This is a genomic window from Cellulomonas composti (assembly GCF_007990245.1).
In the GTDB taxonomy this organism is placed as follows: Bacteria; Actinomycetota; Actinomycetes; order Actinomycetales; family Cellulomonadaceae; genus Cellulomonas; species Cellulomonas composti.
The window spans coordinates 65,991-91,187 of sequence record NZ_BJWG01000012.1 but is presented as its reverse complement, the minus strand read 5'-3'; the positions used below and the strand labels follow the sequence as shown (position 1 = coordinate 91,187).

The window sequence follows — 25,197 nt, the reverse complement described above, 5'->3', positions numbered from 1 at the left end:
CCGCCACCCGTCTGACGCGCTGCCCCGCGCCGCCACCCGGCGGTCGCGGGGCGGTGCGCTGTCGGTCGCCGGCGGACTCGCGGGCGCGGTGGACGATCTGCGCCGCAGCAGCCCGCTCGTAGGCTCGCGGCATGGAACCTGTGGCGCTGAGCCGGGAGGACGCGCGTCGCGTCGCCGTGCGTGCACAGGCGCTCACGGCGGACCGTCCGGACGGCGTGCTCGACACGGTGCGCCGGCTCGGGCTCGTCCAGCACGATCCCGTGGCGGCCGTCGCGCCGAGCGCCTACCTCGTGCTGTGGAGCCGGCTGGGCTCCCGGTTCCGGCCCGCGCAGCTCGACGACGCGCTCGACGCGCTGGATCTCGTCGAGCTGAGCGGACTGATCCGCCCCGCGCAGGACCTCGTGCTGTACCGCGCGGAGATGGCGGCCTGGCCCCTGCCGGACGCGCCCGACTGGCAGCACGCCACCTGGCAGTGGCTGCAGGACAACCGGCGCTGCCACGACGACGTGCTGGAGGCGCTGCGCGCGGATGGCCCGCTGACCGCGACCGAGCTGCCGGACACCTGCGCGCGGCCGTGGCGGTCGTCGGGCTGGAACAACCACAAGAACGTGCAGATGCTGCTCGCGGTGATGACCGAGTCGGGCGAGGTCGCGGTCGCGGGTCGGCGCGGCCGCGAGAAGCTGTGGGACCTCGCGGAGCGCATCTACCCCGACGAGCCGCCGCTCCCCGTCGAGGAGGCCCGGCGCGAGCGGGACCGGAGGCGGCTGCGCGCGCTCGGCCTCGTGCGGTGGACGGCGCCGACGACGATGGTGGAGCCGCTCGGCGCGGGCGACGAGGGCGTGCCCGCGGTGATCGAGGGGGTCCGAGGCCGCTGGCGGCTCGACGTCTCGTGGCTCGACGAGCCGTTCGCGCCGCGCACCGCGCTGCTCTCGCCTCTCGATCGACTCGTGCTGGACCGGGTGCGGATGGAGCGCGTCTTCGAGTTCGACTACACGCTCGAGATGTACAAACCCGCAGCGCAGCGACGCTGGGGCTACTACGCGCTGCCGGTGCTGCACGGTGACCGGCTCGTCGGGAAGGTCGACGCCAAGGCGGACCCCGCCGGGGGCACGCTCACCGTGCACGCCGTCCACGAGGACGGCGAGTGGTCCACGGCGATGCGCGCGGACGTGCAGGCCGAGCTCGACGACCTGGCGCGCTGGCTCGAGCTCGACCTGCGACTCCCGGGCTGAGTCGCGTGTGGCTGCCCGGGCCGGCGGTCGCAGGCGTCCTCGAAGTCCCAGAGCTCGCCGAGCGCTTCCTGGTGGAGAGATGTGCCGGGATCAGCGCTCGTAGTCGAAGCGCAGGCGGAGCTTGTCGCCGCGGAAGACGATCGACGAGTACTCGAACGGCCGCCCCTGACCGTCGGAGATGACGTCGTGCAGGAGCAGCGCGGGCTCGCCGCGGTGCATGCCGAGGTGCTTGGCCTCGGTCGTGGTGACGGCGTGGGCCTCGAGGTGCTCGCGCACGCGCCGCATGGGCAGCCCGTAGCTCTCCTCGAGCACGACGCAGAGCTGTCCGGTGACGACGTCATGACGGTCGAGGTCCGGCGCGAGCGCGGCGGGCACGTGCGAGCGGTGCAGGCTGATCGGCTCGTCCTGCACCGAGCGGACGCGCACGATCGTCCACGCCTCGTCGCCGTCGCCGAGCCGCAGCTCGGCGCGCACGCCGCTGGAGGGTGCCTCGAGCGCGCACGAGACGAGCTGCGTGGTCGTCGAGTAGCCGAGGCCCTCGAGCTGTTCGCGGACACCGCCGTACGCGGGGGAGACCGCGTCGATCTTGTGCGGCGCGACGTAGGTGCCCTTGCCCGGCACGCGCAGGAGCAGGCCGTCGTTGACGAGCTTGGTCAGGACGCCCCGGACGGTCATGCGGCTGAGGCCGTAAAGGCGGTTGAGCTCGTTCTCGGACGGGATCCGCTGGTTCGGCAGCCACTCGCCGCCGACGATCTTGGCGTGCAGGATCGCCTCGAGCTGGACGTAGAGCGGCACGGCCGAGCCGCGCTCGAGCACCTCCGTCACGACCCCTCCGTCCCCTGCTGCGCCCTGAACCGTCGCCGCATCGTAGCGGGGCACGTCCGAGCGTTGACCGGACTTGAGTAGACCTGTATAGACTGCCACACGATCCGGACGATTCGGACGTACGCCTCGACGAGGAGGTCTGCGATGTTCGCCTCGACCCTCGAGCTGGTCCGACGAGGCCGCGAGCAGGGGTATGCGGTGCCGGCGGTCAACGTGCTCGACGACCTGAGCCTGCGGGCCGTGGTCGCCGCGGCGGTCGCGGTGCGCTCGCCGCTCATCGTGCAGATCTCGGTCAAGACCGTCCGGTCGATCGGCACCGAGCTGACCACGACGATGTTCCGGCTCGCGACGCGCGACCAGCCCGTGCCGATCGCGCTGCACCTCGACCACTGCCCGGACCGCGCCGTGATCGACGACGTCGTCGCGGCGGGCTGGTCGTCGGTCCTGTTCGACGCGTCCGACCGCGACCTGGCGACCGCCGAGCGGGAGACCGCGGAGGTCGTCGCGCAGGCGCACGCGGCGGGCGTCGACGTCGAGTCCGAGATCGAGAACATCATCGGCGTCGAGGACGGCGTCGGCTCGGACGTCGCGCTGCACGCGTACACCGTCGAGGAGCTCGCCGCGGTCGCGGAGCGCACGGGTGTGGACCTGCTCGCCCCGCAGCTCGGCACCGCGCACGGCGAGTACCGTTCGGCGCCCGTGCTGCGCCCGGACCGGGTGCGCGCGCTCGTCGCGCTGACCGACCGGCCGGTCGTGCTGCACGGCGGCACGGGCCTCTCGGCCGACGACTTCCGCACGTTCATCGAGGCCGGCGTGTCCAAGATCAACATCTCTACCGCGGTCAAGACGTCGTACATGCGCTCGGCCGAGAAGCACCTCGCGTGGGCGCGCGAGAACGGCAAGTGGGACCCGCCGTCGATGTTCCGCGACATCTCGTCGGCCGTGCAGGCCGCGATCACCACGCACCTCGAGGAGTTCGGCTCGGCGGGTCGGGCATGAGCGCCATCGTCTTCGACTGCGACGGCGTCCTGGCCGACACCGAGCGCGACGGCCACCTGCCCGCGTTCAACGCGACGTTCGAGCACTTCGGGCTGCCGCTGCGCTGGTCGCAGGAACGCTACGGCGAGCTGCTCGCGATCGGCGGCGGCAAGGAGCGCCTCGCGACGGTCTTCGACGACGTCGACGACCTGCCGACCGACCCCGACGAGCGGCGCGAGCTCGTCGCGCAGTGGCACCGCGAGAAGACCGCGCGCTACACGCGCATGGTCGCCGACGGCGTGCTGCCCGCGCGGCCCGGCATCGCCCGGATCGTCGAGGAGGCGCACGCGGCCGGGTGGACGCTCGCGGTCGCGTCCACGTCCGCCGAGGCGTCCGTGCGCGCGGTCCTCGAGCACGCCGTGGGTCCGACGAGGGCGCGCGACGTCGCCGTGTTCGCCGGCGACGTCGTGCCGGCGAAGAAACCGGCCCCCGACATCTACCTGCTCGCGCTGCACGAGCTCGGGCTCGACCCCGACGACGTCGTCGTCGTCGAGGACTCGTCGAACGGGTTGCGCGCCGCGCTCGCGGCCGGTGGCCTCACCACGGTCGTCACCGTCAGCAGCTACACCGCCGACGAGGACTTCACGGGCGCCGCGCTCGTCGTCGACTCCCTGGGCGATCCCCCAGCGGTCCCGACGAGCGTGCTCGTCGACCCCCACGGCGTCGGGCCCCTCGACCACGTCGACCTGACCACCCTCACCCGCCTGCTGACCGCCCGGAAGGAGCACCTGTGAGCCAGGAACGCGTCGAGTACGTGATGAGGACGATCACGGACCAGTGCCTCGAGAACGAGAAGTACTTCGGCGACCTCGACGCGGTCGTCGGCGACGGCGACTTCGGCTACTCGCTCGCCCGCGGGTTCGAGATCGTCCGGGACCAGTGGGACACGTTCGACCGCTCCGACGCCGGCACGTTCCTGCAGAAGGTCGCGGTGACCATGAGCGGCCGCATCGGCGGCACGTCCGGGCCCATCTGGGGCACCGCGGTGCTGCGGGCGGCGGGCGTGGTCAAGGGCAAGACCGAGGTCACGGGCGACGACGTCGTCGCGATGCTGCGGGCCGCGATCGTGGGCATCCAGGCCCGGGGTGGCGCCGAGCTCGGCGACAAGACGCTCCTGGACGCACTCGCCCCGATGGCGGACACGATCGAGGAGCAGCTCGCCGCGGGTGCCTCGTCGGACGAGATCGCGAAGGCGGCCGCGACGAGCGCGCGCGCGGCCGCCGAGGCGACCAAGGACCTGCAGGCACGGCGCGGCCGCGCGTCCTACACGGGCGAGCGCAGCATCGGCTCGGTCGATCCGGGAGCCGTCGCGGTCGCGGTGCTGGCCGAGAAGATCGCCGAGGGGTGGTGATCGACCGTCGCACCGGCAGGACGCCGCACGCGGGGGCTGCGGCCGAGGAACCCACATCGTCGTGAGGCCCAGGAAGGCAGCTGAGATGAAGAAGTTCGTCAACGACCCCAGGAGCTTCGTGCCCGAGATGCTCACCGGCATCGCGCTCGCGAACCCGGACACGCTCAAGTACGTCCCAGAGTACAACCTCATCTACCGCGCGGACGCGCCGCGCGACGACAAGGTGTCGGTGATCCAGGGGTCCGGCTCGGGCCACGAGCCCGCGCACGTCATGGTCGTCGGGAAGGGCATGCTCGACGCCGCGTGTCCCGGTGACGTGTTCGCGGCGCCACCCATGGAGTACGTGCTCGAGACCGCCAAGCTGCTGCGCTCCGAGAAGGGCGTCCTGCTGCTGGTCAACAACTACACGGGCGACAGGATGGCCTTCGAGATGGCCCAGGAGCTCGCCGAGGCCGAGGGCATGCTCGTCAAGACGCTGTTCATCAACGACGACGTCGCGGTCCAGGACTCGACGTGGACCGTCGGGCGCCGCGGCGTGGCGGGCAACTTCTTCGTCATGAAGGCCGTGGGCGCCGCGTCCGAGGCCGGCGCCGACCTCGACGACGTCATCCGCGTGGGCGAGAAGGTCAACTCGGTGACCCGCACCATGGGCATCGCCCTGACCGCGTGCACGCCGCCCGCCAAGGGCTCGCCCCTGTTCGAGCTCGGCGACGACGAGATGGAGATCGGCGTCGGCATCCACGGCGAGCCCGGCCGCCGGCGCGCCAAGCTCGCGAGCGCCGACGAGATCGTCGACGAGCTGCTCGGCGCGGTCGTCCCGGACCTGCCGTACGCGTCGGGCGACGAGGTCGCGCTCATGATCAACGGCCTGGGCGGCACGCCGATCAGCGAGCTCTACATCCTGTACGGGATCGCGCACCGCAAGCTCGAGGAGAAGGGCATCCGCGTGTGGCGGTCCTACGTCGGCGAGTACTGCACCTCGCTCGACATGGCCGGCGCGAGCCTCACGCTCGTCAAGGTCGACGACGAGATCAAGGGCCTGCTCGAGGCGCCGGCCGAGATCGCGATCCGCGTCTTCTGACGGCGTCGGCGGGCGCGCGGCCCCGGGGTCGCGCGCCCGCCGTGCGTCAGTAGCCGCGTGAGCTGTCCGCCGTCGCGGCCGCACCCTGCAGCGTCGCGACGTACTCCGCGGTCGTCATCGGCTTGGAGAACATCGGGTAGTCGTAGGTGATCGCGTTGGCGTGCTCGGCTTCGGAGGTCGCGCCGACCGCGTCGGTGAGCGTGACGACCTCGAACCCCTTCTCGTAGGCCGAGCGCATCGTCGACTCCACGCAGCAGTTCGTGAGGAAGCCCGCGAGCACCACGGTCGTGATCCCCTTGGACCGCAGGATGAAGTCGAGGTTCGTCGAGCCGAACGCGTCCAGGCCGCGCTTGCCCTCGATCACGATGTCGCCGTCGACCGGCGCGACGTCCTCGACGATCGCCGCACCCCACGAGCCCTTGACGAACGCGTTGGAGTCCACGACGCCCTTGAGGATGCCGTAGGGGTGCGCGGTGATCTCGCCGTAGCCGGCCTGGAACGCGATCGGGCTGTGGATCACGGTGGCACCGGCAGCGCGCGTGGCCGCCAGGGCGGTCCTGGCGTGCGCGAGCATGTCGGTGCTGTCCATCACCGGCTGGACCGCGCCGTGCAGCACGCCGCCCTCGCTGGTGAAGTCGTTCTGGAACTCGATGAGGACGAGTGCCGTGGTGTCCGGGTTCATGCCTGCTCCCTTGCTGGATGTGAACTGGAGACGGAACCGGTGGTGCGGATCAGGGGGAGGGCCTGCTCGGCGAGCAGTTCGACGACGTGGCGGTACGGGACGCCGGTGGCCCGGGTCAGGCCGAGCTCGCAGGTGCGGTTGCAGCTCGCGTGCGCCTGCGCGCCGAGGCGCGTCACCTCGGCCGCCTCGCGACGGGTCGCGGACGCCGTGAGCTCCGGGTGCAGCATCCCGCGGTCGCCCGCGAACGCGCAGCAGCCCCAGTCGAGCGGCACGGTGACGTTCTCCGCGACCGCCTCGGCGACCGCCGTCAGCGCCGGGTTCAGGCCGAGCTGGGTCGACGAGCACGTGGGGTGCAGCGTGAGCGAGTCGAGGCGTCGGACAGGGCCGAGCACGGGCAGCACGCGCTCGGCGACGAACGCGACGACGTCGACCACGCGCGCCTCGTCGGCCAGCAGCTTGCGGAAGCCTTCCGTGCACGACGAGGCGTCGCACACGACCGGCAGGCGCCCGCCGTCCGTGGCCGCGCGGACCACAGGCAGCACCGCGTCGCGCATCGCGTCGTGGCCGGCGGTGATCCCCTTCGACGACCAGGGCGTACCGCAGCACAGCGCCTCGATCCCCTCGGGCACCAGGAGCGTGATCCCGGCCGCCGCGCACAGGTCCTCGAAGGCGACCTGGACGCCCGCACCCTCGTCGGGACCGAACATCACGTTGACGCAGGCCGGCAGGTAGACGGCGTCCGGGGCGGCGGTGGGGGCCGGCCGCCGTCGCGAGGCGCCACCGCGCGGGAGGTCCGGTGTCCAGCGGGGGACGGTGTCGTCGCCGAGCAGCGCCCGCCCGACTCCCGTCGCGGCCGTGACGGCGGGGGACAGCGGGCGGGGGACGGCGGCGGCGACCGTGAGCGCCGCCGACGCGGCCGCCGTCGTCGGACCCCAGCGCCGGGCGGCTGCGGTCCACGCGGCTGCGGTCGGCGCCGCCACGCGCTCGCGGCGCAGCTTCTTGACGAGCAGGCCCGTGTCGATCCCGACCGGGCACGCCGTGCCGCACATGCCGTCCACCGCGCACGTGTGCACGCCCGGGTACTCGTAGGCCCGCTCGAGGCGGCGCGCCGTCGCGGCGTCCCCGGCCAGCTCCGCGGAGCGGATCTCGCGCCGCGCGACGATGCGCTGACGCGGCGTGAGCGTGAGGTCGCGCGACGGGCACACCGGCTCGCAGTAGCCGCACTCGACGCAGCGGTCGACCTCGTCCTCGACCCGGGGCGCGAGCTTGATGTGCCGCAGGTGGGCGTGCGGGTCGTCGGACAGCAGGACGCCCGGGTTGAGCAGGCCGCGGGGGTCGAACAGGCGCTTGACCTCACGCATCACGTCGTACAGCTCGTCGCCGTACTGCCGCCGGACGAACGGCGCCATGACCCGGCCCGTGCCGTGCTCGGCCTTGAGCGAGCCGCCGTTGCCGAGCACGAGAGCGACGAGGTCCTCGGTGAAGCCGGCGTACCGCGCGAGCTGCTCGTCGGACTCGAACCGGTCCGTGAGCATGAAGTGCAGGTTGCCGTCCTTGGCGTGCCCGAAGATCACGGCGTCCTCGTACGCGTAGCGCGTGAACAGGCCGGTCAGCGACGTGCACGTGTCCGCGAGCCGCTCGACGGGGACGACGACGTCCTCGAGCAGGGCCGTCGTCCCGCTGCGGCGGGCGCCCGCGACCGACGTGTACAGGCCCTTGCGCAGGTGCCAGAGGTCGCGCCGGACGGCGGCGTCGCCGGTCAGCGCCGCCGGGGCCGCGGCGTGCAGGCCCGTGAGCGTCGGGCGCGCGGCTGCGGCGAGGTGCGCGAGCTCGTCGGGCGTCGTCGCCTGGTACTCGACGAGCAGCGCGGCCTGCCGGTCCACGGCGAGCGCCGCGACCGCGGCGGGGCAGTCCGCCAGGCCCTGCCCGACCCGCAGCGATGTGGCGTCCATGAGCTCGAGCGTCGCGGCGCCCGTCGCGACCAGCTCCGGCAGTGCGCGGCCGGCCGAGACGAGGTCGTCGAACACGAGCAGCGCGGTCGCGGCGTGCGTGCGCAAGGGGACCGTCCGGAACGTCGCGGACGCGACGAACCCGAGCGTGCCCTCGCTGCCGACGAGCAGGTGGGCGAGCAGCTCGGGCACGGTGTCGAAGTCGACGAGCGCGTTCAGGCCGTAGCCCATGGTGTTCTTCATCGCGAACTGCCGGCTGATCGTGGCGACCGACGCCGGGTCGTCCCGCACGCGGCGGCGCAGTGCGAGCAGGCCCGCGTGCAGGTCCGGCTCCCGTGCGCGCAGCAGTGCGTCCGCGTCGGCGGCGCCGGTGTCGACGACCGTGCCCGACGGCAGCACCGCGACCAGCGAGTCCAGCGTGCGGTACGTGTTCTCGCGCGTGCCGCACGCCATGCCCGACGAGTTGTTGGCGACGACCCCGCCGATCGTGGCGGCGACCTCGCTGGCGGGATCCGGTCCGAGCTTGCGGCCGTACCGGGCCAGCCGCGCGTTGACGTGCCGGACCGTGACGCCGGGCTGCACGCGCACGCGGGCGCCGTCGTCGAGCACCTCCACGCGCTGGAAGTGGCGGCGCACGTCGACCAGCACGCCGTCGCCGCCGGCCTGACCCGACAGGCTCGTCCCGCCGGACCGGAACGTGAGCGGCACGCCGGCGGCGGCCGTCTCGCGCAGCAGCCGGGCGACCTCGTCGGCGTCGCGCGGGGCGACGACCGCCTGCGGGACGAGCAGGACGTGCGACGCGTCGTGCGCGACGGTGCGTCGGCTCAGCTCGTCGGTGCGCACCTGCGCACGCTCGTCGACGCAGCCCCGCAGCAGGGCGGCGAGCGTGTCCGGCGTCGTTGCCGTCGGGGTCATGGAACTCCCGGGGATGGGGCGTGTTGCGATTGTCCGACAAGTAGACCTACATGACAATGGTCTCTTGACAGCGCAGGGTGGCGCATCTGCACGGGAGGACGCGATGGCGCGAGGGATCGTGGTGACGAGCCTCGTCGACGCCGTCGTCGAGGACCTGCGCACCCTGGTCGTGACCGGTGAGCTCGCTCCTGGCACACCGCTCACCGAGCTCGACGTCGCGACCCGCTACGACGTGGCCCGAGCGAGCGCGCGTGCGGCGATCGAGCGGCTGACCTCGGACAACGTGCTGGTCCGCGCCAACCACAAGACGGCTCGGGTCGTCGAGCTGGGGCCCGACGACGTGCGCGACATCTACCGCACCCGCACCTACCTCGAGTCCGAGGTGCTGCGCCGGCTGGCCGCGCGCCGGCTCGTCCCGGACGCGGCCCGCACGGCCAACGCCGAGATCGCCGCGCTGTGGGCGGCGGGGTCCTACGCCGTCGTCGAGCCGGACATGCGGTTCCACACGAGCCTCATCGACGCGCTCGGGAGCTCGCGCACCAGCGCGGTGTACCACTCGCTCGCGTTCGAGGTGAAGCTCTGCATGGCCCAGCTGCAGGGCCGGCAGCGGCTCAGCCCGGCGATCATCGTCGCCGAGCACGCGCGACTGCTCGAGCTCATCGGCGCGGGCGACGCCGACGGCGCCGCCGCGATGCTCGACGAGCACCTGGCGCGCGCGCGCGAGCTGCTCGCGGCATCCCTCGGTGGCGAGGCCGGGCCGGAGGCGTCCCTTCCGTCGTCGGCGCTGCCCCGCGACTGAGCAGCCGGCGCGGGCCCCGGCCCCTTCGCGACACGGCCCGGATGCGCGACCGGTGCCGGCAGGGCGGGCATCATCAGCGCCATGGACCCGACCGCGCCCGGCTGGTACGACGACGGCATGAGCCCGGGCATGCTCCGGTGGCACGACGGCGTGGACTGGACCGACCACGTCACGCCCGACCCGGGCGCTCGCCGCGGCTTCGTCGGCACGCCGATGCCCGCCCCGGTCACCGCGCCCGCACCGCCCGCCCCCACTCCGTCACCGGCGCCGCAGTCGGGCTGGGGCGCCGACGGTTGGCAGACCGGCTCGGCACCGACGGCGTTCGGCGCCGAGCCCGCCATCCGCCTGGGGCAGTCGGCGAACCTCGCGGACCGGGTCGTCGAGAACCCGGTCTACCAGCAGCACAGGGCCGAGGAGGCCCTCGCGCTACGTCGGCGCGCCCTGTGGATGTACGGGGGCGCGCTCGCGGTGCTCGGGGTCGTGACGGCGCTGGACGCCGCAGTGGGTCGGGCGGGTACGGAGTGGACGGTCGCGTTGGTCGTCGCCATCGTGCTCGTCGTGCGCGCCTTGCGGCACTACAGCAACGCCCGGCACCGGGGAGCTCCGCCGCTGGGCGCGCTCGGTTGGACGGCGGTCGCGGTCGCCGGCGTCGTCGTCGTCGGACTCTTCGTCGTGCTGCCCTGGCTGACTGCGATACAGGCCGTGAAGGACGCGACGACCTAGCCGCCCGCCGCGGTCAGGCGCTGGGTGCGGCCGAGATGTTGACCATCCACGCCGTGCCGAAGCGATCGGTCAGCATGCCGAACTCGTCGCCCCACGGCGCCACCACGAGCGGCTCGGCGATCGTCGCGCCCTCGGCGAGCCCGTCCCAGTAGCCCCGCAGCGTGGCCGCGTCGTCTCCCGAGAGCGAGATGGTGATCGACGACTCGGTGACCGGCTCGGTGCCGGCAGGCCCGTCCGACGCCATGAGCGTCAGGCCGCCCGGCGCGGTGAGCTGACCATGCATGACGAGGTCCTTCTGGGCGGGGTCCTCGCTCGCCTGGGACTCGCCGTACGTGGAGACGGTGAGCTCGCCGCCGAAGACGGACCGGTAGAACTCCAGGGCCTCGCGGGCGTTGCCGACGAAGCCGAGGTAGGGGTTCAGAGTGATGGACATGGTGTGCTCCAGGAATCGGGCGAACCGGACGCAGCCATCCTGCCCCCACCCACTGACACGCCCCATGGCTCGCATTCGGGCGGGCCGGGGCGGCATCGAACGAGAGACGGAACGGTGTCGGAACGGCGACATCGGCCATGAGCGGTCGACCTGCCCTCTACGGTGCGACCATGTCGAGCGAGCGCAGTGCGCTGCGGGTCCGGCTGCGCAGCGGGGCCGTGGTGATCGCCCTGGTCGTGGGCGCAGGCGCGAGCCTCGCCACCACCTCGGACAGCCCGGCGTGCCCGAGCACGACCGACGACGGCACGGTGAGCGACTTCTACGGCCCGCAGGAGAACGAAGCGGGCATGTGGCGACCGACGAGCCCGCAGGCGTTCGTCGGCGCCGGATACATCGCCAGGCACGTCCTGGCGCGACGGGCGCCCACGCCGCGGTCCGCCGTGTGGTCGCCGTGCTCGCGTGCGCCGCGGTCGTCGTCGTGCTGCGTCGATCCGTCCGACGCGTAGCGCGTCCGGTGGACGTGTGCGCGGCGGCGTCTCAAGCGAGCGTTGGCACGTAGCCCGGGACGTCAGCCTTCCTTCGACAACGCCTGATCGACGATCTCGCGGTACTCGTCGATCAGGCCGACGAACTCCGACCGCAGGCCGTAGGGGTCCTCGCCGAGGGCCGCCTGTGCGCGTTCGCGTGCCCGCCTCGGGCTGGCGTCCTCGGCGTTGTCCGACTCCGTCACCGCGAGGGCGAACTCGACGACGGCGGACGCGAACCGGAAGTCGGTCGTCGGGCGGGTGGTGTAGCTGTCGGCGCCGGCGCGGAAGACGACCTCGGTGCTCTCGTCGGCACCCGGGTGCTTGTAGCGCACGTGCACGGTGAGGAAGTCGCTCGAGTCCCCGACCTCGGAGCTCTGGTAGTCGAGGTCGTCGCCGTCCGTCTCGCCGTCGGCCGGCACGAGCTCGTAGAACGCCGTGACCTCGTGACCCGCGCCGACGTCGCCGGCGTCCTTGGTGTCGTCGGCGAAGTCCTCGTCGTCCAGCCGGCGGTTGTCGTAGCCGAGCAGCCGGTACTCGGCGACGGTTGCGGGGTTGAGCTCGACCTGGACCTTGAGGTCCTGGGCGACGACGAACATCGTCGAGTCGAACTCGTCGACGAGGACCTTGCGTGCCTCGTCGAGCGTGTCGATGTACGCGTAGTTGCCGTTCCCGTGGTCGGCGATGGCCTCCATCGTGTGGTCCTTGAGGTTCCCCATGCCGAAGCCGAGCACCGAGATGTAGACGCCCGTGCGGGCGTGCTGCTCGATCAGGTCCGTGAGCTGCTCCGGGGTGGACGGGCCGACGTTGAAGTCGCCGTCGGTCGCCAGGATCACCCGGTTGTTGCCGCCCTCGACGAAGTTCTTCGACGCGAGCTCGTACGCGGTCTCCAGGCCGGCCGCCCCACCGGTGGACCCGCCGGCCTCGAGGCGACGCAGGGTCTTCACCAGCTTGTCGTGCCTGTCGCCGCGGACGGAGTCGGCGAGCACCTGCTCGCTGCCGGCGTAGGTGACGATCGAGACGGTGTCGTCCTCGTCGAGCTGGTCGACCAGCAGCTCGAACGAGTCCGCGAGCAGCGGCAGCTTGTTCGGCTCGTCCATCGACCCCGACACGTCGAGGAGGAAGACGATGTTGTTGCCGCGGTCGGTCGCCCTGGTGTCGGTGGCCTGCACGCCGATCATCGCCAGCTGGTGGCCGGGCGCCCACGGCGCGTCCGCGACCTGCGTGGTGACGGTGAACGGGTCCGCGGCATCCGGCTCGGGGGCCGCGTAGTCGTAGTCGAAGTAGTTGACGAGCTCCTCGATGCGCACCCCCTCCGGCGCCACGCCTTGGTTCAGCTGGCGGCGCAGGTTGCTGTACGACGCGGTGTCGACGTCCGAGGCGAACGTCGACAGCGGGCTCGTCGTGACGTCCTGGAACGACTGCTCCGGCGAGTCGTCGTACTCCTCCTGCTCGTCCGTCGGGACGTCGCGCCAGCTCTCGGAGGAGTAGTCGTCGTACGCGATCCCCTCCAGCCCGGACGAATCGGCGCCGTCTCCGCCCGCGCTGCACGCGCCGAGCGCGCTCACGACGGCGACCGCCGCGACGGCAGCGGCCATTCGCACCGGTGTCTTTGTGTGAATCTTGACGCCCGAATGCCACCGAGCCGTCGCCTGTGCCTCCGTGAAAGACCGGCCGCGCATGGGAGCCCCCCCCCCCCTTGTCCGAGGACTAAATCCTCTCGGGCGTACAGGCCTGTGACCAGCACGGGTGCGTCACGCAAACATCCCGTTCGGATAACAGCAACGCTCGATCGTTATCTCGGTAGCAATCCCCGTGACCATTGTTATCGTTTCGATGCCCCAGGTGCCCCAACCTTTCGTGCGCGACCGTCCGCGCCTTCATGCCGCCGTCGGTGGCCGCGAGCGGCACCGACGAGCCCGACGACCGGCCACCTGGCAGCCGTGCTCGCTGGGTCACGCCGTGATGGCGCGCTCCTGCACCGGTGCGGTTGACGCGGTCGGCGCAGGCGCGGCAGGCTCGCACGTACCGTCCCGTAACGTCCCGTCCCGGATAGTGAGACCCGCCCATGAGGCTGTTCCCGACCGTCCACAGCACCTTCGAGCTCCCCGAGCCGCACCGCCGGCACGTCGAGCGGCACGGCGTCGTGCTGGTCGGCGCCGACGACGCGCCCGACGTGCTCCTGACGGACGGTGTGCTGCCCGCGGTGCCGACCGGCCAGGCGGCGCCGGCGCCCGGCGTCGTCGTGCTCGTCGGGCCCGGGATGCAGGCCGGACTGGAGCTGATGCTGCACTCCGCCGGGATCGCAGCCCGTCCGTCGTCGCGCGTCAACGAGGTCGTCGCGCGCCCGGTCGCTCGCACCGGCACGCCCACCGAGGAGGACGTCCTCGCCTGGACGACCCAGGAGCGGCACGACGTCGTCGCGACGCTGGACATCTCCGAGGCGGCGGCCCCGCTCGTCGCCGTGGTCCGGCCGCACGAGCCGGACGGCGCCGGCGGTCCCGTCGTCGTCGCAGGCGCCGAGGTGGCGGGCCGTCGTGTCCTCGCTACGGGGCTCGATGTGCTCGGGGACCTTGCCGACGGCCCCACCCTCCTGCTCGACGCCGTGCTGTGGGCGGCACCCCGGCCGGTCCCCGAGACTGACCGCCCCGTGCGCATCGCCGACGACGCGCTCGTGGGTTCTCACGCCTGGACCGAGCTGCGGGACGCCGCAGCCGCGGTCCGCGAGCTGCAGGTCAAGGACGGCTCAATACCCGACCGTGCCGACCACCCGCGTGCCCGCGCGCTCGTCGCGACCATGTCGTCGGCGCTCGATCTGCTCGCCGAGGCCCTGCCTCACGACGAGGACTACCTCGTTGCTCTCACCAAGGACGTGGCCCGCTGGGCCGACAGCGGCTTCGAGGTGCCCGACTTCCTGGACTCGCTCGTCCTGTTCCACCCGGAGCGTGACCGCGTCGACGGCCGCCGGCACGTCGTGCTGTTTCCCATGTACACCCAGAACGGCAGCACCGACCGGTTGCTCGAGGCGGTGCTTCTCGAGGTCCGCTGGCCGCAGACGGTCGCAGACCTGGAGGCGACCCGGTTCACCAACTCGATGTTCGTCCCCGTACGGTTCCTCGACTTCACCGCCGGGTACGACACCAACTCCGCCGTGCTGTTCCCGGAGACCGTCGCCGTCCGGGAGGTCCCCCCGTTCACCTGGGGCGCGATCTTCGCCGACCGCGAGGCCGCCCGGTTCCGCCGCGTCGTGCGTGCCGCCGCCGAGACCACCCGGCTCGCCCTGCCGCCGGACGCCGAGCGGCTGCTGTCCGACCAGCGGCTCGCCGAGGAGACGTTCATCCTGTGGGACGTCGTGCACGACCGCACCCACATGCGCGGTGACCTGCCCTTCGACCCGTTCATGATCAAGCAGCGGATGCCGTTCTTCCTCTACTCGCTCGAGGAGCTGCGCTGCGACCTCACCGCCTTCCGTGCGGCCGTCGAGCTCGAGAAGGACGGCGTGCCGCACGCCCGCTACGTGCAGTACGCCGTGGTGTTCGACCGGATCTTCCGCTTCCCCGTGACGGGAAGTCGCGTCCGCAACTACGACGGCCTGGGCGGGCAGCTCCTGTTCGCGTGGTTGCACCAGCACCACGTGCTCGACTGGACGGACTCGCGCCTGACCATCGACTGGCCCCGCGTACCCGAGGCGGTGATGGCGCTCGCCGAGCGCATCGAGCAGCTCTACTGGCGCTCGATCGATCGCCCGAAGATCGCGCACTGGCTCGCCGCCTACGCCCTGGTCTCCGAGACCCTCACGCCGCACCCGGCCTCGGTGTGGGCCCGCGGACCGGAGGCGTTGCCCCTCGACGGCCCGCCGCGCGCGCTGACGGACGCGGTGCTGGACGACGAGTTCCCGCTGTCGATGTTCTACGAGGCCCTCGCACGCAAGATCGCCGACGTCGTCGCGTCGACCTCGGGGATCACCGGCTGACCGCACCCGCGTGGGATCTGGGGCGTGGACTCCCAGAACGTGCCCGCCAGGCACCCCTAGACTGCGCAGGTGTTATCCCGAGGGCTCTCCCAGTTGTAGTCCCCGTCCACCGCCCCTGTGGGACATGAGTGGACTAACTCGTACCTGGAACGATGCCGGTGAGCTGCTTCCATGCAGTCGCTGCACCAGACCGCGATGGCGACGATGCGGAACGGCACCTCGTGTGTCGCGAGAACGCGGTAGCGCCCGAGCCGGAACGCCGCGCCCACGAGGCCGCAGCGATCACGGTCTCGTGGGCGCCAGAGCCACCCAGCCCGGGCAGAGGCGGGACCCTCACACTGGACGCGGAACAGTCACCGCCTCGTGCAGTAGACCCGCTGGACCCGCTGGCCGCCCCGGGCCGGCATCGGCGGGCGCACCCGCCGACTCATGAGTCTCATGGTGTGACGTCGGGGACCCGCTCAGCGCCCTTGCCTGCCTTGACGTAGCCCGTGAACATGTCGGCAAGGTCAGCGACCTGCTGGGCGTCGTCGAGATCGATCTTCCCCGTGAAGACCCGCTCGGCGGTCGCGCGCCAGCTCTCGCCGACGACTCCAGTGATCGTGGCGGCCACGCCGGCCGAGATGACCGACCCCACTCCCGGAACGAGCTTGACCAGGCTGCTGGCCGCGAGCTTGCCGCCCATGGCGGCGGCGGCGGTCGAGGTGCCGACGAGTGTGGCTGCCTTCTCCTTGGAGATCCCGTAGACCCCGGCGATCTTCGCCATCATCGCCGCCTGCGCCGGGACGAGCACGACCGCGTCAGCGACCGGGATCGGGGTCGCGCCCACACCCCCGGCGAACGCGACCGCGCCGGCGATCCACGACCGCGCGTACCGCGCCTTGATGGCCAGGTCGATCTTCTGCGCAGCTGCCAGGGCGATGCGCTGGGCCTCCGGGACGACCCCGTAGGTCACGTCGAGCAGCGCCTCCAGCCCGTACCGACCCGTGCCGTTGAACGCATCGTCGACAGCGGCCGTCACCACCGGCCGGCCAGTGACGATCGGCAGTCCCATCGCCTCGATCGCGTCCGCGAGCGCCACCGCCGCCGGATCGACGACACCGTCGCGAACAGAGACCTTCGTCAGCACGAGCACCACAGGGATCCCCCGCCGCGCGACCTCCTGGATCACCTGACGCTGGCCCTGCTCGAGGCGATCGGTCTTGCTGTTCACGCAGTACCAGGCCACGTGGATGAGAGCGTCGTCGTCCCCCCGCCGGTTCCGGCTGATCCGCCGACGCAGGTCACGCACCGGGGACTTGTCACCGAGCTCCAGGCCAGCACCGTCGTAGATCGCGAGCGTGCCGGCCTCGTTGGTGAACATCTGCGTGGCGCTCGTCACGGGCTCACCCACACCCGTCTCGGCGAACGACTCCCCGAAGATCGCGTTCAGTAGCGTCGACTTGCCCGCCCCGGTCGCCCCGTACAGGGCGATGTTCGCGCGCTGCGTGACGGACTCGTCCTCGATCGCGGAAGCCAGGCCGCCGTTGGCCGCAGGCGCTACTGCCATCGTTCCCCCATCGTCGAAGTCGGGCCGGGTGCTGCGGCAACGACACTACGGGTCACGAGGCGGGAGGTCGGCAGAACCCGGCCCGCTGAGGTGAAAAGGGGGTCTGCTGCACGGATAGGTGACACCTGACCTGTGGGGACGCGGTCCCCGCTGGAAGGATGTGCACCGTGCCCAGACCCCACCCCAAGGAGTTCCGCGACGACGTCGTGGCGATCGCCCGCCGCGGGGAAGCCCCGGTCTCGCAGATCGCGAAGGACTTCGGCATCTCCGACTCGTGCCTGCGCAACTGGATGCACGCTGCCGACGTCGAGGACGGCAACCGTCCCGGTGTGACGGCTGGCGAGTCGGTCGAGCTGCGTGAGCTGCGCCGCCGCAACCGGCTGCTCGAGCAGGAGGTCGAGGTGCTGCGCCGCGCCGCGGCCTACCTGTCCCAGGCGCATCTGCCGGGAAAATGATGTACCCGCTCGTGAGTGAGCTCGCCGCCGACGGTGTCCCCGTCACGGTGACGTGCCGGGTCCTCAAGCTCGCCCGACAGCCCTACTACCGCTGGCTGGCCGCCCCGGTGACCAGGCACGACCTCGACGAGGCGTATCTGGCGAACGTGCTGTTCGACGCCCACCGTGACGACCCCGAGTTCGGCCACCGGCTGCTCGCCGACGAGGCCGCTCTGGCCGGCCTGTCGGCGTGTGACCGGCGGGTGTGGCGGATCTGCCGGGACAACCGCTGGTGGTCGGTGTTCGGCAAGGCGCGAGGCAAGAACGGCAAGAAGCCCGGGCCGGCGGCCCACGACGACCTCGTGCGCCGCCAGTTCCGGGCCGACGCCCCGAACCGGCTGTGGCTGTGGGACATCACCGAGCACCCCACAGCCGAGGGCAAGCTGTACCTGTGTGCGATCAAGGACGTGTACTCGGGCCGGATCGTGGGGTACTCGATCAGCGACCGCATGAAGTCCCGGATCGCGGTGAATGCCCTGGTCAGCGCCGTGCAACGCCGCGGTGACGTAGCCGGGTGCATCGTGCACTCGGACCGAGGCAGCCAGTTCCGCAGCAGGAAGGTGCTGCGTGAACTGACCCGCCACGACCTGGCCGGATCCATGGGTCAGGTCGCCTCCGCCGGGGACAACGCCGCCATGGAGAGCTTCTTCTCCCTGCTGCAGAAGAACGTTCTGGACCGGCGCCGCTGGGCCACCCGCGAGGACCTACGCCTGGCGATCATCATCTGGATCGAACGGACCTACCACCGCCGACGCAGACAAGCCCGCCTCGGTCGACTGACCCCCATCGAGTACGAGACCATCAACACCCCTCAGGTCGCACTCGCCGCCTGAGACCGACTGTCACCTATCCGTGCAGCAGACCCAGGCGCCCAGTCCAGGGCGTCGGCAGCGCACGAGTCCGTGCTCAGAAGCTCAACCCGGCGCGTTCTCCCCGGTCATACTTGGGCGGTGGACGACGACCAACGACGCGTGGAGTTCGTGCTGGTCCCGGACTGCGCAGACACCCGACTGTTCATCGAGCTGTCCAGCCACGCGGCCGACCTGACGGAAGCTCGCGAAGCACTCACGCTGGCGCTGAGCGCAAGCGCAGGGAACACGGGACTACCCGGCGGTGTGGAGCGGTCGCTCATCGCGAACGCGGTGATGGCGTACTGCCGAACGTTCTTCGCTTCGAAGGTGCGCACGCCTGTCACGTCGTTCGTCCAGGTCCCCGAGGAACTGGTCGCGACGCACGACCTCGTCGCACGGTTCCGGAACCGCACCATCGCCCACTCACAGTCCGACCTGTCGGTCACCTACCCGATCGGCATCCTCGACGCGAAGACACTGAACGTCCTCGACGTGAGCGCGCCCACCGTGTGCAACACCATGCCCACCGAACAGGTGAACAGCTTCATCACCCTGATCGACGAGATGCGACGCCGGCTCGATGACGTCATCGAGCCCATCCGAGACCGACTCAAGGCCATGCTCACCGATGCAGATCGCGCCGCCCTCGTCGAGAGGGGCCCGAGGCCGAACGCTGACCTGCTCCAGGCGCAGGCATTCGCCCACCCGGCAACACGGTCGCCGTACCCCCGGTCGCATCCGCTGTACCTCTCGGGCAGCCCCCATCCCTGAGCCCTCCCCCCGCGGCCCGCCCGGCGGCGCGGTGGGCCGTTCATGGCACGCGGCGACCGTTCGACCGAACCGTGGCGGCCAAGTGCCCGCCGACCGGCCGACGCGCCGCCTAGGGCGTGGCCATGCCCGCTGATGACGCCACGCGCCTCGCGGCCGAGCAGCGGGCACGCGTCCTGATCGACGCGCAGCTGACCGCCGCGGTCTGGTCCGTGCAGGACCGCGGCTCTGACCGGAACTCAATCTCGTCGTCGAGGTCTACGAGCGCCAGCACGATCACCCCGTCGCACACTTCGACAAGCCAGACCGGCTTACGGTCAGCGGGGCCACCGCGGCGAGCAGCGCCGCATCTACGACGACCGCCGACGCGTGCAGGTACCGGCCAATGGGCTGACGCTCCTGATCGTCAGGACCGCGCACCGCACGCTCGACCGACGAGGCGGCCTGCTCCGCGGCCCTGCCGCCGACGACCTCGTCCTTCGCGGCCTCTTCAACGAAGCACATGCCGCACCCGGTCAACTTGTCGAGCGCCCGGCGAACGCCGCCCAGGAGCAGGCGTAGCCCTCGCCCGCGTGGCTCGCAGGTACGCTGCCGACGGGACAGGCGGCGCCCAGCGCACTCTGCGACTTCTCCCTTTGTCTTCGCCTAGGGAGGTTCAGGTACATTCCCGCATGACCCGGGCCTCTAGCTCAACTGGCAGAGCAGCGGACTTTTAATCCGCGGGTTGTGGGTTCGATCCCCACGGGGCCCACCCGACGCTGGACCGACTCACTCCGCGACGATCGGGGCACCCGTGGACGACGGACCGCACGTCGAGTACTGGGACCGGATGGCCGGTGGGTACGACCGGGCGACGGCGTTCGTCGAGCGCCGGTTCCTGGCTGGTTCACGCGTGTGGGTGGCCGAGCGGGTCGTCGGACGGACGCTCGAGGTGGCGGTGGGCACCGGGGCCAACCTGGCCTACTACGGCAGCCGGGCCGACGAGCTGGTGCTCACGGACCACAGCGCGCAGATGATCGCGATCGCCCGGCGGCGTGCCACGGACCTCGGGCTGGCCGCCGAGTTCCATCGGGGGGACGCGGGCGGGCTCCCGTTCGACGACGAGGACTTCGACACCGTGGTGTGCACGCTCGCGCTGTGCTGCGTGCCCGACGAGGTGGCGGTGCTGCGCGAGCTCGCGCGCGTGGTGCGGGCCGACGGCCGGGTGCTGCTCGTCGACCACGTCGCTTCGTCGTCGCGGTTCTGGCGGACGGTGCAGCGCGGGGCGGACCTGGTCGGCCGGCGCAACGGCGAGCGGTACCTGCGCCGGCCGTTGCTGCGGCTGCCGGAGGCGGGGCTCGTGGCGGTGGAGGAGTCGGCGACGCGGGCGCGGCTCGTCGAGCGGGTCGTCGCACGCCGGGCGTGAGAACGGCTGGTTGTCGTCTAGTAGTTGATCAGATACAGTACTCGTCGTGATGCACTCGACCGACGCCCGCGCGGACGACGCCTTCTCGGCGGACCTGCTGCGCGGCCACACCGACACGATCGTGCTGGCGACCCTGCGCCGCGGGGACCGCTACGGCTTCGAGATCTACAAGGCGATCCGCGACGCCACGGGCGGTGCGCACGAGATCAAGGAGGCCACGCTCTACGCGACCTACCGTCGCCTCAGCCACGACGGCCTCGTCGAGGCGTACTGGGGCGACGAGTCGCAGGGCGGGCGCCGCAAGTACTACCGGATCACCGACGCAGGCCGGGCCGTGTACCGGCGCAACGTCGCCGCCTGGGTCGCGACGCGCGACGTCATCGACGCGCTCCTCGACGAGCCCGGCCCCCGCACCCCCACGTCCACGAAGGGCACCGACTCATGAGCACCGTCCACCGCCTCCTCGACGACGCCTTCGCCGGCGTCGACCTCACCCCCGAGGTCCAGGACCTCAAGGAGGAGATCCGCGCGAACCTCGAGGCCCGCGCACTCGAGCTGCAGGCCGCGGGGGTCGCGCCCGACACCGCGTCGCGGCAGGCTTTCGACGAGCTCGGCGACGTCCGCTCGCTCGTCGCCGACACCTTGAGCGACGGCACGGCGCACGGACCCGACGACAGCGGCCCCGCGACCCCGCGCGCCGCGACGACCGCCGCGCAGCGTCACGCCGACGCCGCCCGCCGGAACAAGGTGCGGCCGCGTCCCGGGTTCGTCGTCGGCGTCGTCCTCGCCTCGCTGGTCGGCGTCGGTGCGCTCGTCGTCGCGGCGCTCGGTGCGGTCGAGGCGATCGACGTCGCCGACCCGGTTGTGCTCGCCGCGCTCGTCGTCGCGGCGCTCGCGGTCGGCTGGATCGTCGGCGACTCGCTCGTGCAGGAGACCACGACGAACCACCCGCTCCCGCGGGCCCGGGCGGCGGGGTACGGCGCGGGGTCGGGACTCGTCGTCGGGGCGGTCGGCGTCGCCGCGGTGACGGCGCTCCTGCCGCTGGCCGCGGCCTGGTACGCGGTCGCCGCGCTCCTGCTCGTCGGAGGCGTGTGCGCGCTGTCCGCGCTCGGCGCGACCCAGACGAACCGCAAGAAGGCCTGGGCCCGGGACGCCGAACGCGCGGCCGCCGCGGGGAACCGCTTCGAGCAGGACCCGGCTGCGGCCGCGCGGTTCGGCATCTACACGGTCGTCATCTGGACGTTCGCGTCGCTCGTCTTCCTCGCGATCGGGTTCGCGGGCGGCTGGGCGTGGGCGTGGCTCACGTTCGTCGGCGCCTCGGCGGTGTGGTTCCTCGTCCTCGCGCGCATGCTCTTCGCCCCGGGTCACGACGAGCGTGGCGGGTCGGCCGCGCGCACCCCCTCCTGAGGGTCGGGTTCGACGGGCTGGCGCAGGATCGTGCGGAGCTTGTCGGGCGCGGTCCGACGCGGGTCGTTGAGGTAGATCTCGTGGTGCCGGCCGGTCATCCGCAGCGACCGGGACGGGATGACCTCGTGGTGCATCGCGGCCAGGACGGGGGCCTCCGCCTCGTAGGAGCCGACGTGCAGGGTCTGGACGACCAGGCCCTCGTCGAGAGTCTCGAGCCGGAGCGCGGCGGGCGGGGGCGCACCGCTCCTGCGTCGGACCGTCTCCTGCGCGGCCGCGACGTCCTCCGCGGTGAGCCACTCCGGCACGAGGCTCAGCACCGTCCAGTCCCAGCGGGACCTGTCGCGGGCGGTGGTGAAGGCGGCCATGTCGTCGGACCACCAGAGCGCCTCGAGCGGCATCACGGTGTAGTCGCGACCCGAGCTCTTGCTGAGGAACTTGAGCGCGTACGCGACGGGATACAGCGTCGCGAGCGCGTCGGCGAACGCCGGTCCGTCGGGGTCGCCGTGGCCGTCGACCATGAGGTACTGCAGCGGCGGCACCGTGACGAGGTCGAAGCGGCCGTTCCGCGCGGCGTACGACGGGAGCTCCTTCTTGAGGTCGAGGGCCATCGGGTCGCTCCTCTCGTCGTCGGACCGCGTCCAGCACCAACGGTAGGCGCCCGGCCGCGCCCGCTCAGTCGCAGCGCCACGGGGTGACGCGGACGACGTGCTCGAGCCACCCCGGCTCGAGCAGCCGCGGCTCGACCTCCAGCGCCCACGCGTGCACCAGCGTGAGGTAGGTGCGGTAGGCGCGGACCGACGCGTCGAGCGACGGCGGGAAGCGGCGCCGCCACCGCGGCCAGTCGACGAACGACGTGTGCCGCGGCGCGTGCGGGCTCGTCACGACGAGGTAGCGCAGCCCCTCGGCCTCGGCCAGCGCACGCATGGCCTCCAGCCCGGCCCTGTGCTCGGCGACCAGGCGCGCGTGCCGCGACTCGTCGCCGTCGCCCCAGAGCCGGTGGTAGAGCACGTCGTCGGTACCGCGCGTGTCCAGGGGCGTGAACAGGTCGGTGCGGAAGCGCGCGCCGAGCGCGGCATCCACCGCGAGGCACAGCTCGCACGCGAGCGCACCAGCCGGGGTGATGCGGGCGCGCCGGCAGACGTGGCACAGCTCGTCGGACGTGACGGCGGCGCGCCCCAGGGGCGTGACGACGACGAACGGCGCACCGGGGTGCGCCGGGGTGTGCGCGGCGGTGCGCGCGCTGGCGGAGGGCGGCATGGACGACCTCTTCTCGTCCGCCCGACGAGAACGGTGAGGAACCGCGCGTCGTCGGACGCTCGTGACTTCCTGCGCCGGGTGGCGCGGGCGGGTCTTCCTCCGGGGGCACCGTGCCACGAGCGGCGCGGTTGCCGGCCAGCGAGCCGGAGGGCTTGACGCTGGTCCTCTTGACCGCCACCGAGCCTAACCGACGAGCTCCGGCCGTGCCAGGCCGATCTGCCCGCGGACGCGTGTCGTCGGGCGACGAAGGGCTCCTAGCATGGCGAGGTGACCAGGTTCGGCAACGGCGTCCACCCACCCACGGTGGCTGCGGCGGTCGTCGTGATCGTCGGGCTCGTACTTGCGGGGTGCACCCGTGGGGCCGACGAGACGGGCACGTCCGGGGCGACGCCCACGCCGGTCCCGACGACGACAGCGACGGCTCCCGGCGTCACGCCGACGCCCGACCCTGTGGCGACGTCCGAGCCGACGCCCACGCCCACACCGACGCCGACTGCGCCGGTGTTCACGTCGCGGATCGCACTGATCGACGACGCGCTCGCCGAGCGGATGCAGCCGTCGTGGTGGCCGGGCTGCCCGGTGCCGCTCGAGGACCTGCGGTACGTCACGGTGACCTACGTCGACTTCGACGGCGTGGCGCAGGAGGGCGAGCTCGTCGTGCATGCGGACGTGGCGGACGGGATCGTGGGCGCGTTCGCGCGGCTGTACGAGCTCGGCTACCCGATCCGGTCGATGCGGCTCGTCGACGACTTCGACGCCGACGACGACGCGTCGATGGCCGCGGACAACACCTCGGCGTTCAACTGCCGCGCAATCACGGGCGGAACCGGCTGGTCCGAGCACGCGTACGGGCGGGCGATCGACGTGAACCCGGTCGAGAACCCGTACGTGCGGGGGAGCCACGTCGCACCGCCGGCTGGCGCCGCGTTCGTCGACCGCACCTCCGCACACGGCGTGATCCTGGCCGACGACGAGGTGGTCCGCGCGTTCGCCGCGGCCGGCTGGCTCTGGGGCGGCGACTGGGAACGCCCGATCGACTACCAGCACTTCTCGACGACGGGCCGCTAGCCGCGAGGGGTGCGGGCGCGACGGGTGTCGAGCCGGGTGCGCACCGGGAGCACGACGAAGTCGTCGACCCGGACCACGCGAAGCGCGAGCCGGGTCCACGCCGGAACGAGCCGCGCGCCGTCGGCGCCGTGCACCCGGACCGGGGCGCCGAGCACGTACACCTTCCCCCGTCGCACCAGGCGGCTCTCGCCGGCCTCGACGTTGCGCAGCCACTGCACGTCGGGGCCGTACGTCAGCGCAATGACGATGCCGCGCGGCGACTCGAACGCCAGCACGGGGATCCGGTAGCGGCGGCCCGTGCGCCGCCCGACGTGGTGCAGCGCCGCAAGCGGTGCGACGTCGTCGGCGAACAACCCGAGCACACGGTTGGCCACGTGCGGGTTGGACCGAGCAAGCCACCGCGGCAGGACCACCCCCCGACCCTACCGACCACCCCCGGGCCCCCCGACGCCCCGGTCCCGCCGACCGCCGCCGACGCCGGCCTGGTGACCCCGGCGACGTCTGCTGCCCCGCCCCGACACCGTCGATGCAGGGATGGGTGCAGATCCCGGCGGGTGCACCCGGCGAACCCTGCACCCATCTATGTACCGACGTCATCAGGACCACGCCCCGGCTCTCCCCACCGCCGCCGACGCCGGCCCGGCGACCCCCGCCGCCGTCCCGGCGAGCTCGGTGACGCCCGCGGGCCCGCCCCGACGCCGTCGATGCAGGGATCGGTGCAGACCCCGGCGGGTGCACCGGGCGAACCCTGCACCCATCCCTGCACCGACGTCACCACGACCACGCCCCGGCCCTCCCCACCCCCGCCGGCGCCGGCCCGGCGACCCCCGCTGTAGGCCCGGCGAGCTCGGCGAGGCCCCCGCCCCTGCCTTG

General features: G+C 72.3%; 24 protein-coding genes, 1 tRNA gene and 1 riboswitch. Of the genes, 16 read left to right on the top strand and 9 right to left on the bottom strand.

The features are described from left to right. Window positions 1–131 precede the first annotated feature (131 nt). Window positions 132–1,232: a DNA glycosylase AlkZ-like family protein gene (locus CCO02nite_RS12815; RefSeq protein ID WP_146843546.1), complete on the top strand. Its 1,101-nt coding sequence runs from the start codon at window positions 132–134 to the stop codon at window positions 1,230–1,232. A 90-nt stretch (window positions 1,233–1,322) separates the two neighbouring features. On the opposite strand, the gene CCO02nite_RS12810 is transcribed toward CCO02nite_RS12815, so the two are convergent. Then, window positions 1,323–2,057 (bottom strand): GntR family transcriptional regulator, encoded by a 735-nt coding sequence (locus CCO02nite_RS12810; protein WP_146843545.1) that lies wholly within the window; start codon window positions 2,055–2,057, stop codon window positions 1,323–1,325. 144 nt (window positions 2,058–2,201) lie between these two features. Between CCO02nite_RS12810 and CCO02nite_RS12805 the strand changes: the two genes are divergently transcribed. From CCO02nite_RS12805 to dhaK, 4 genes are all read left to right on the top strand, one after another. After that, window positions 2,202–3,056: a class II fructose-bisphosphate aldolase gene (locus CCO02nite_RS12805; RefSeq protein WP_146843544.1), complete on the top strand. Its 855-nt coding sequence runs from the start codon at window positions 2,202–2,204 to the stop codon at window positions 3,054–3,056. Further along, a complete protein-coding gene (locus CCO02nite_RS12800; RefSeq protein ID WP_146843543.1) occupies window positions 3,053–3,829 on the top strand; it encodes an HAD-IA family hydrolase in 777 nt (258 codons plus the stop codon). Before CCO02nite_RS12805 ends, CCO02nite_RS12800 begins: the two co-directional genes overlap by 4 nt. Then, on the top strand, window positions 3,826–4,446 hold the full coding sequence (dhaL, locus tag CCO02nite_RS12795) for a dihydroxyacetone kinase subunit DhaL (RefSeq protein WP_246117538.1): 621 nt from the start codon (window positions 3,826–3,828) through the stop codon (window positions 4,444–4,446). The genes CCO02nite_RS12800 and dhaL overlap by 4 nt, the downstream gene beginning before the upstream one ends. A gap of 85 nt (window positions 4,447–4,531) precedes the next feature. After that, window positions 4,532–5,527, top strand: a complete 996-nt coding sequence (gene dhaK / locus CCO02nite_RS12790) for a dihydroxyacetone kinase subunit DhaK (protein ID WP_146843542.1) — start codon at window positions 4,532–4,534, stop codon at window positions 5,525–5,527. A 46-nt stretch (window positions 5,528–5,573) separates the two neighbouring features. On the opposite strand, the gene CCO02nite_RS12785 is transcribed toward dhaK, so the two are convergent. Together CCO02nite_RS12785 and CCO02nite_RS12780 are read right to left on the bottom strand one after the other, a co-directional pair. After that, window positions 5,574–6,209 carry a cysteine hydrolase family protein gene (locus tag CCO02nite_RS12785; RefSeq protein ID WP_146843541.1) on the bottom strand — a complete coding sequence of 212 codons (636 nt, stop codon included), beginning with the start codon at window positions 6,207–6,209 and terminating at the stop codon, window positions 5,574–5,576. After that, entirely contained in the window at window positions 6,206–9,073 is a 2,868-nt protein-coding gene (locus CCO02nite_RS12780; RefSeq protein ID WP_146843540.1) for an FAD-binding and (Fe-S)-binding domain-containing protein, read from the bottom strand. Before CCO02nite_RS12780 ends, CCO02nite_RS12785 begins: the two co-directional genes overlap by 4 nt. A gap of 103 nt (window positions 9,074–9,176) precedes the next feature. Between CCO02nite_RS12780 and CCO02nite_RS12775 the strand changes: the two genes are divergently transcribed. Together CCO02nite_RS12775 and CCO02nite_RS12770 are read left to right on the top strand one after the other, a co-directional pair. Continuing rightward, window positions 9,177–9,872, top strand: a complete 696-nt coding sequence (locus CCO02nite_RS12775; protein ID WP_146843539.1) for a GntR family transcriptional regulator — start codon at window positions 9,177–9,179, stop codon at window positions 9,870–9,872. Window positions 9,873–9,953: 81 nt separating this feature from the next. Next, complete coding sequence (locus CCO02nite_RS12770; protein ID WP_146843538.1) at window positions 9,954–10,595, top strand: DUF2510 domain-containing protein; 642 nt, start codon at window positions 9,954–9,956, stop codon at window positions 10,593–10,595. A gap of 13 nt (window positions 10,596–10,608) precedes the next feature. On the opposite strand, the gene CCO02nite_RS12765 is transcribed toward CCO02nite_RS12770, so the two are convergent. Then, the gene (locus CCO02nite_RS12765; RefSeq protein WP_146843537.1) at window positions 10,609–11,028 is read right to left on the bottom strand and encodes a VOC family protein; all 420 of its coding nucleotides are present in this window, start codon (window positions 11,026–11,028) and stop codon (window positions 10,609–10,611) included. Window positions 11,029–11,198: 170 nt separating this feature from the next. Between CCO02nite_RS12765 and CCO02nite_RS12760 the strand changes: the two genes are divergently transcribed. Further along, entirely contained in the window at window positions 11,199–11,534 is a 336-nt protein-coding gene (locus CCO02nite_RS12760; protein ID WP_146843536.1) for a hypothetical protein, read from the top strand. 62 nt (window positions 11,535–11,596) lie between these two features. Here the strand turns inward: CCO02nite_RS12760 and CCO02nite_RS12755 are convergent, their stop codons facing one another. After that, entirely contained in the window at window positions 11,597–13,150 is a 1,554-nt protein-coding gene (locus CCO02nite_RS12755; RefSeq protein WP_246117537.1) for a vWA domain-containing protein, read from the bottom strand. A 1,052-nt stretch (window positions 13,151–14,202) separates the two neighbouring features. On the opposite strand from CCO02nite_RS12755, the gene CCO02nite_RS12750 reads away from it, so the two are divergent. After that, on the top strand, window positions 14,203–15,525 hold the full coding sequence (locus CCO02nite_RS12750) for a DUF6421 family protein (RefSeq protein WP_146843591.1): 1,323 nt from the start codon (window positions 14,203–14,205) through the stop codon (window positions 15,523–15,525). Between the two features lie 436 nt (window positions 15,526–15,961). On the opposite strand, the gene CCO02nite_RS12745 is transcribed toward CCO02nite_RS12750, so the two are convergent. Next, window positions 15,962–17,074 (bottom strand): YcjF family protein, encoded by a 1,113-nt coding sequence (locus tag CCO02nite_RS12745; RefSeq protein ID WP_146843534.1) that lies wholly within the window; start codon window positions 17,072–17,074, stop codon window positions 15,962–15,964. Between the two features lie 167 nt (window positions 17,075–17,241). On the opposite strand from CCO02nite_RS12745, the gene CCO02nite_RS12740 reads away from it, so the two are divergent. From CCO02nite_RS12740 to CCO02nite_RS12715, 6 genes are all read left to right on the top strand, one after another. Continuing rightward, window positions 17,242–18,401 (top strand): IS3 family transposase gene (locus CCO02nite_RS12740; protein ID WP_186812694.1). Its coding sequence is split into 2 segments (ribosomal slippage): window positions 17,242–17,520 and window positions 17,523–18,401, totalling 1,158 coding nucleotides; the frame shifts between segments, so codons are not numbered across the junction. A 117-nt stretch (window positions 18,402–18,518) separates the two neighbouring features. Beyond that, the gene (locus tag CCO02nite_RS12735; RefSeq protein ID WP_146843532.1) at window positions 18,519–19,190 is read left to right on the top strand and encodes a hypothetical protein; all 672 of its coding nucleotides are present in this window, start codon (window positions 18,519–18,521) and stop codon (window positions 19,188–19,190) included. A 675-nt stretch (window positions 19,191–19,865) separates the two neighbouring features. Then, window positions 19,866–19,938 (top strand) — tRNA-Lys (locus CCO02nite_RS12730). Window positions 19,939–19,980: 42 nt separating this feature from the next. Beyond that, on the top strand, window positions 19,981–20,592 hold the full coding sequence (locus CCO02nite_RS12725; protein ID WP_246117536.1) for a class I SAM-dependent methyltransferase: 612 nt from the start codon (window positions 19,981–19,983) through the stop codon (window positions 20,590–20,592). Window positions 20,593–20,641: 49 nt separating this feature from the next. Then, window positions 20,642–21,037 (top strand): PadR family transcriptional regulator, encoded by a 396-nt coding sequence (locus tag CCO02nite_RS12720; RefSeq protein WP_146843589.1) that lies wholly within the window; start codon window positions 20,642–20,644, stop codon window positions 21,035–21,037. Further along, on the top strand, window positions 21,034–21,999 hold the full coding sequence (locus CCO02nite_RS12715) for a permease prefix domain 1-containing protein (protein WP_146843531.1): 966 nt from the start codon (window positions 21,034–21,036) through the stop codon (window positions 21,997–21,999). The genes CCO02nite_RS12720 and CCO02nite_RS12715 overlap by 4 nt, the downstream gene beginning before the upstream one ends. On the opposite strand, the gene CCO02nite_RS12710 is transcribed toward CCO02nite_RS12715, so the two are convergent. Next, a complete protein-coding gene (locus CCO02nite_RS12710; RefSeq protein ID WP_146843530.1) occupies window positions 21,957–22,607 on the bottom strand; it encodes a GyrI-like domain-containing protein in 651 nt (216 codons plus the stop codon). The two genes, CCO02nite_RS12715 and CCO02nite_RS12710, sit on opposite strands and share 43 nt — an antisense overlap. Before the next feature lie 64 nt (window positions 22,608–22,671). Beyond that, complete coding sequence (locus tag CCO02nite_RS12705; protein WP_146843529.1) at window positions 22,672–23,256, bottom strand: hypothetical protein; 585 nt, start codon at window positions 23,254–23,256, stop codon at window positions 22,672–22,674. Between the two features lie 57 nt (window positions 23,257–23,313). Then, window positions 23,314–23,429: riboswitch (SAM riboswitch) on the bottom strand. Window positions 23,430–23,523: 94 nt separating this feature from the next. On the opposite strand from CCO02nite_RS12705, the gene CCO02nite_RS16245 reads away from it, so the two are divergent. Beyond that, window positions 23,524–24,324: a M15 family metallopeptidase gene (locus tag CCO02nite_RS16245; RefSeq protein WP_281284602.1), complete on the top strand. Its 801-nt coding sequence runs from the start codon at window positions 23,524–23,526 to the stop codon at window positions 24,322–24,324. On the opposite strand, the gene CCO02nite_RS12690 is transcribed toward CCO02nite_RS16245, so the two are convergent. After that, window positions 24,321–24,737 carry a PNPOx family protein gene (locus CCO02nite_RS12690; protein WP_146843527.1) on the bottom strand — a complete coding sequence of 139 codons (417 nt, stop codon included), beginning with the start codon at window positions 24,735–24,737 and terminating at the stop codon, window positions 24,321–24,323. The genes CCO02nite_RS16245 and CCO02nite_RS12690 overlap by 4 nt on opposite strands. Window positions 24,738–25,197: the final 460 nt, after the last annotated feature.

Excerpts from the sequence above, each read along its gene's own strand:
- CCO02nite_RS12815 (WP_146843546.1), top strand. The coding sequence starts at position 132 with ATGGAACCTGTGGCGCTGAGCCGGGAGGACGCGCGTCGCGTCGCCGTG.
- CCO02nite_RS12805 (WP_146843544.1), top strand. The coding sequence starts at position 2,202 with ATGTTCGCCTCGACCCTCGAGCTGGTCCGACGAGGCCGCGAGCAGGGG.
- CCO02nite_RS12800 (WP_146843543.1), top strand. The coding sequence starts at position 3,053 with ATGAGCGCCATCGTCTTCGACTGCGACGGCGTCCTGGCCGACACCGAG.
- dhaK (WP_146843542.1), top strand. The coding sequence starts at position 4,532 with ATGAAGAAGTTCGTCAACGACCCCAGGAGCTTCGTGCCCGAGATGCTC.
- CCO02nite_RS12785 (WP_146843541.1), bottom strand. The coding sequence starts at position 6,209 with ATGAACCCGGACACCACGGCACTCGTCCTCATCGAGTTCCAGAACGAC.
- CCO02nite_RS12780 (WP_146843540.1), bottom strand. The coding sequence starts at position 9,073 with ATGACCCCGACGGCAACGACGCCGGACACGCTCGCCGCCCTGCTGCGG.
- CCO02nite_RS12775 (WP_146843539.1), top strand. The coding sequence starts at position 9,177 with ATGGCGCGAGGGATCGTGGTGACGAGCCTCGTCGACGCCGTCGTCGAG.
- CCO02nite_RS12770 (WP_146843538.1), top strand. The coding sequence starts at position 9,954 with ATGGACCCGACCGCGCCCGGCTGGTACGACGACGGCATGAGCCCGGGC.
- CCO02nite_RS12765 (WP_146843537.1), bottom strand. The coding sequence starts at position 11,028 with ATGTCCATCACTCTGAACCCCTACCTCGGCTTCGTCGGCAACGCCCGC.
- CCO02nite_RS12760 (WP_146843536.1), top strand. The coding sequence starts at position 11,199 with ATGTCGAGCGAGCGCAGTGCGCTGCGGGTCCGGCTGCGCAGCGGGGCC.
- CCO02nite_RS12755 (WP_246117537.1), bottom strand. The coding sequence starts at position 13,150 with ATGGCCGCTGCCGTCGCGGCGGTCGCCGTCGTGAGCGCGCTCGGCGCG.
- CCO02nite_RS12745 (WP_146843534.1), bottom strand. The coding sequence starts at position 17,074 with ATGGCAGTAGCGCCTGCGGCCAACGGCGGCCTGGCTTCCGCGATCGAG.
- CCO02nite_RS12720 (WP_146843589.1), top strand. The coding sequence starts at position 20,642 with ATGCACTCGACCGACGCCCGCGCGGACGACGCCTTCTCGGCGGACCTG.
- CCO02nite_RS12715 (WP_146843531.1), top strand. The coding sequence starts at position 21,034 with ATGAGCACCGTCCACCGCCTCCTCGACGACGCCTTCGCCGGCGTCGAC.
- CCO02nite_RS12710 (WP_146843530.1), bottom strand. The coding sequence starts at position 22,607 with ATGGCCCTCGACCTCAAGAAGGAGCTCCCGTCGTACGCCGCGCGGAAC.
- CCO02nite_RS12705 (WP_146843529.1), bottom strand. The coding sequence starts at position 23,256 with ATGCCGCCCTCCGCCAGCGCGCGCACCGCCGCGCACACCCCGGCGCAC.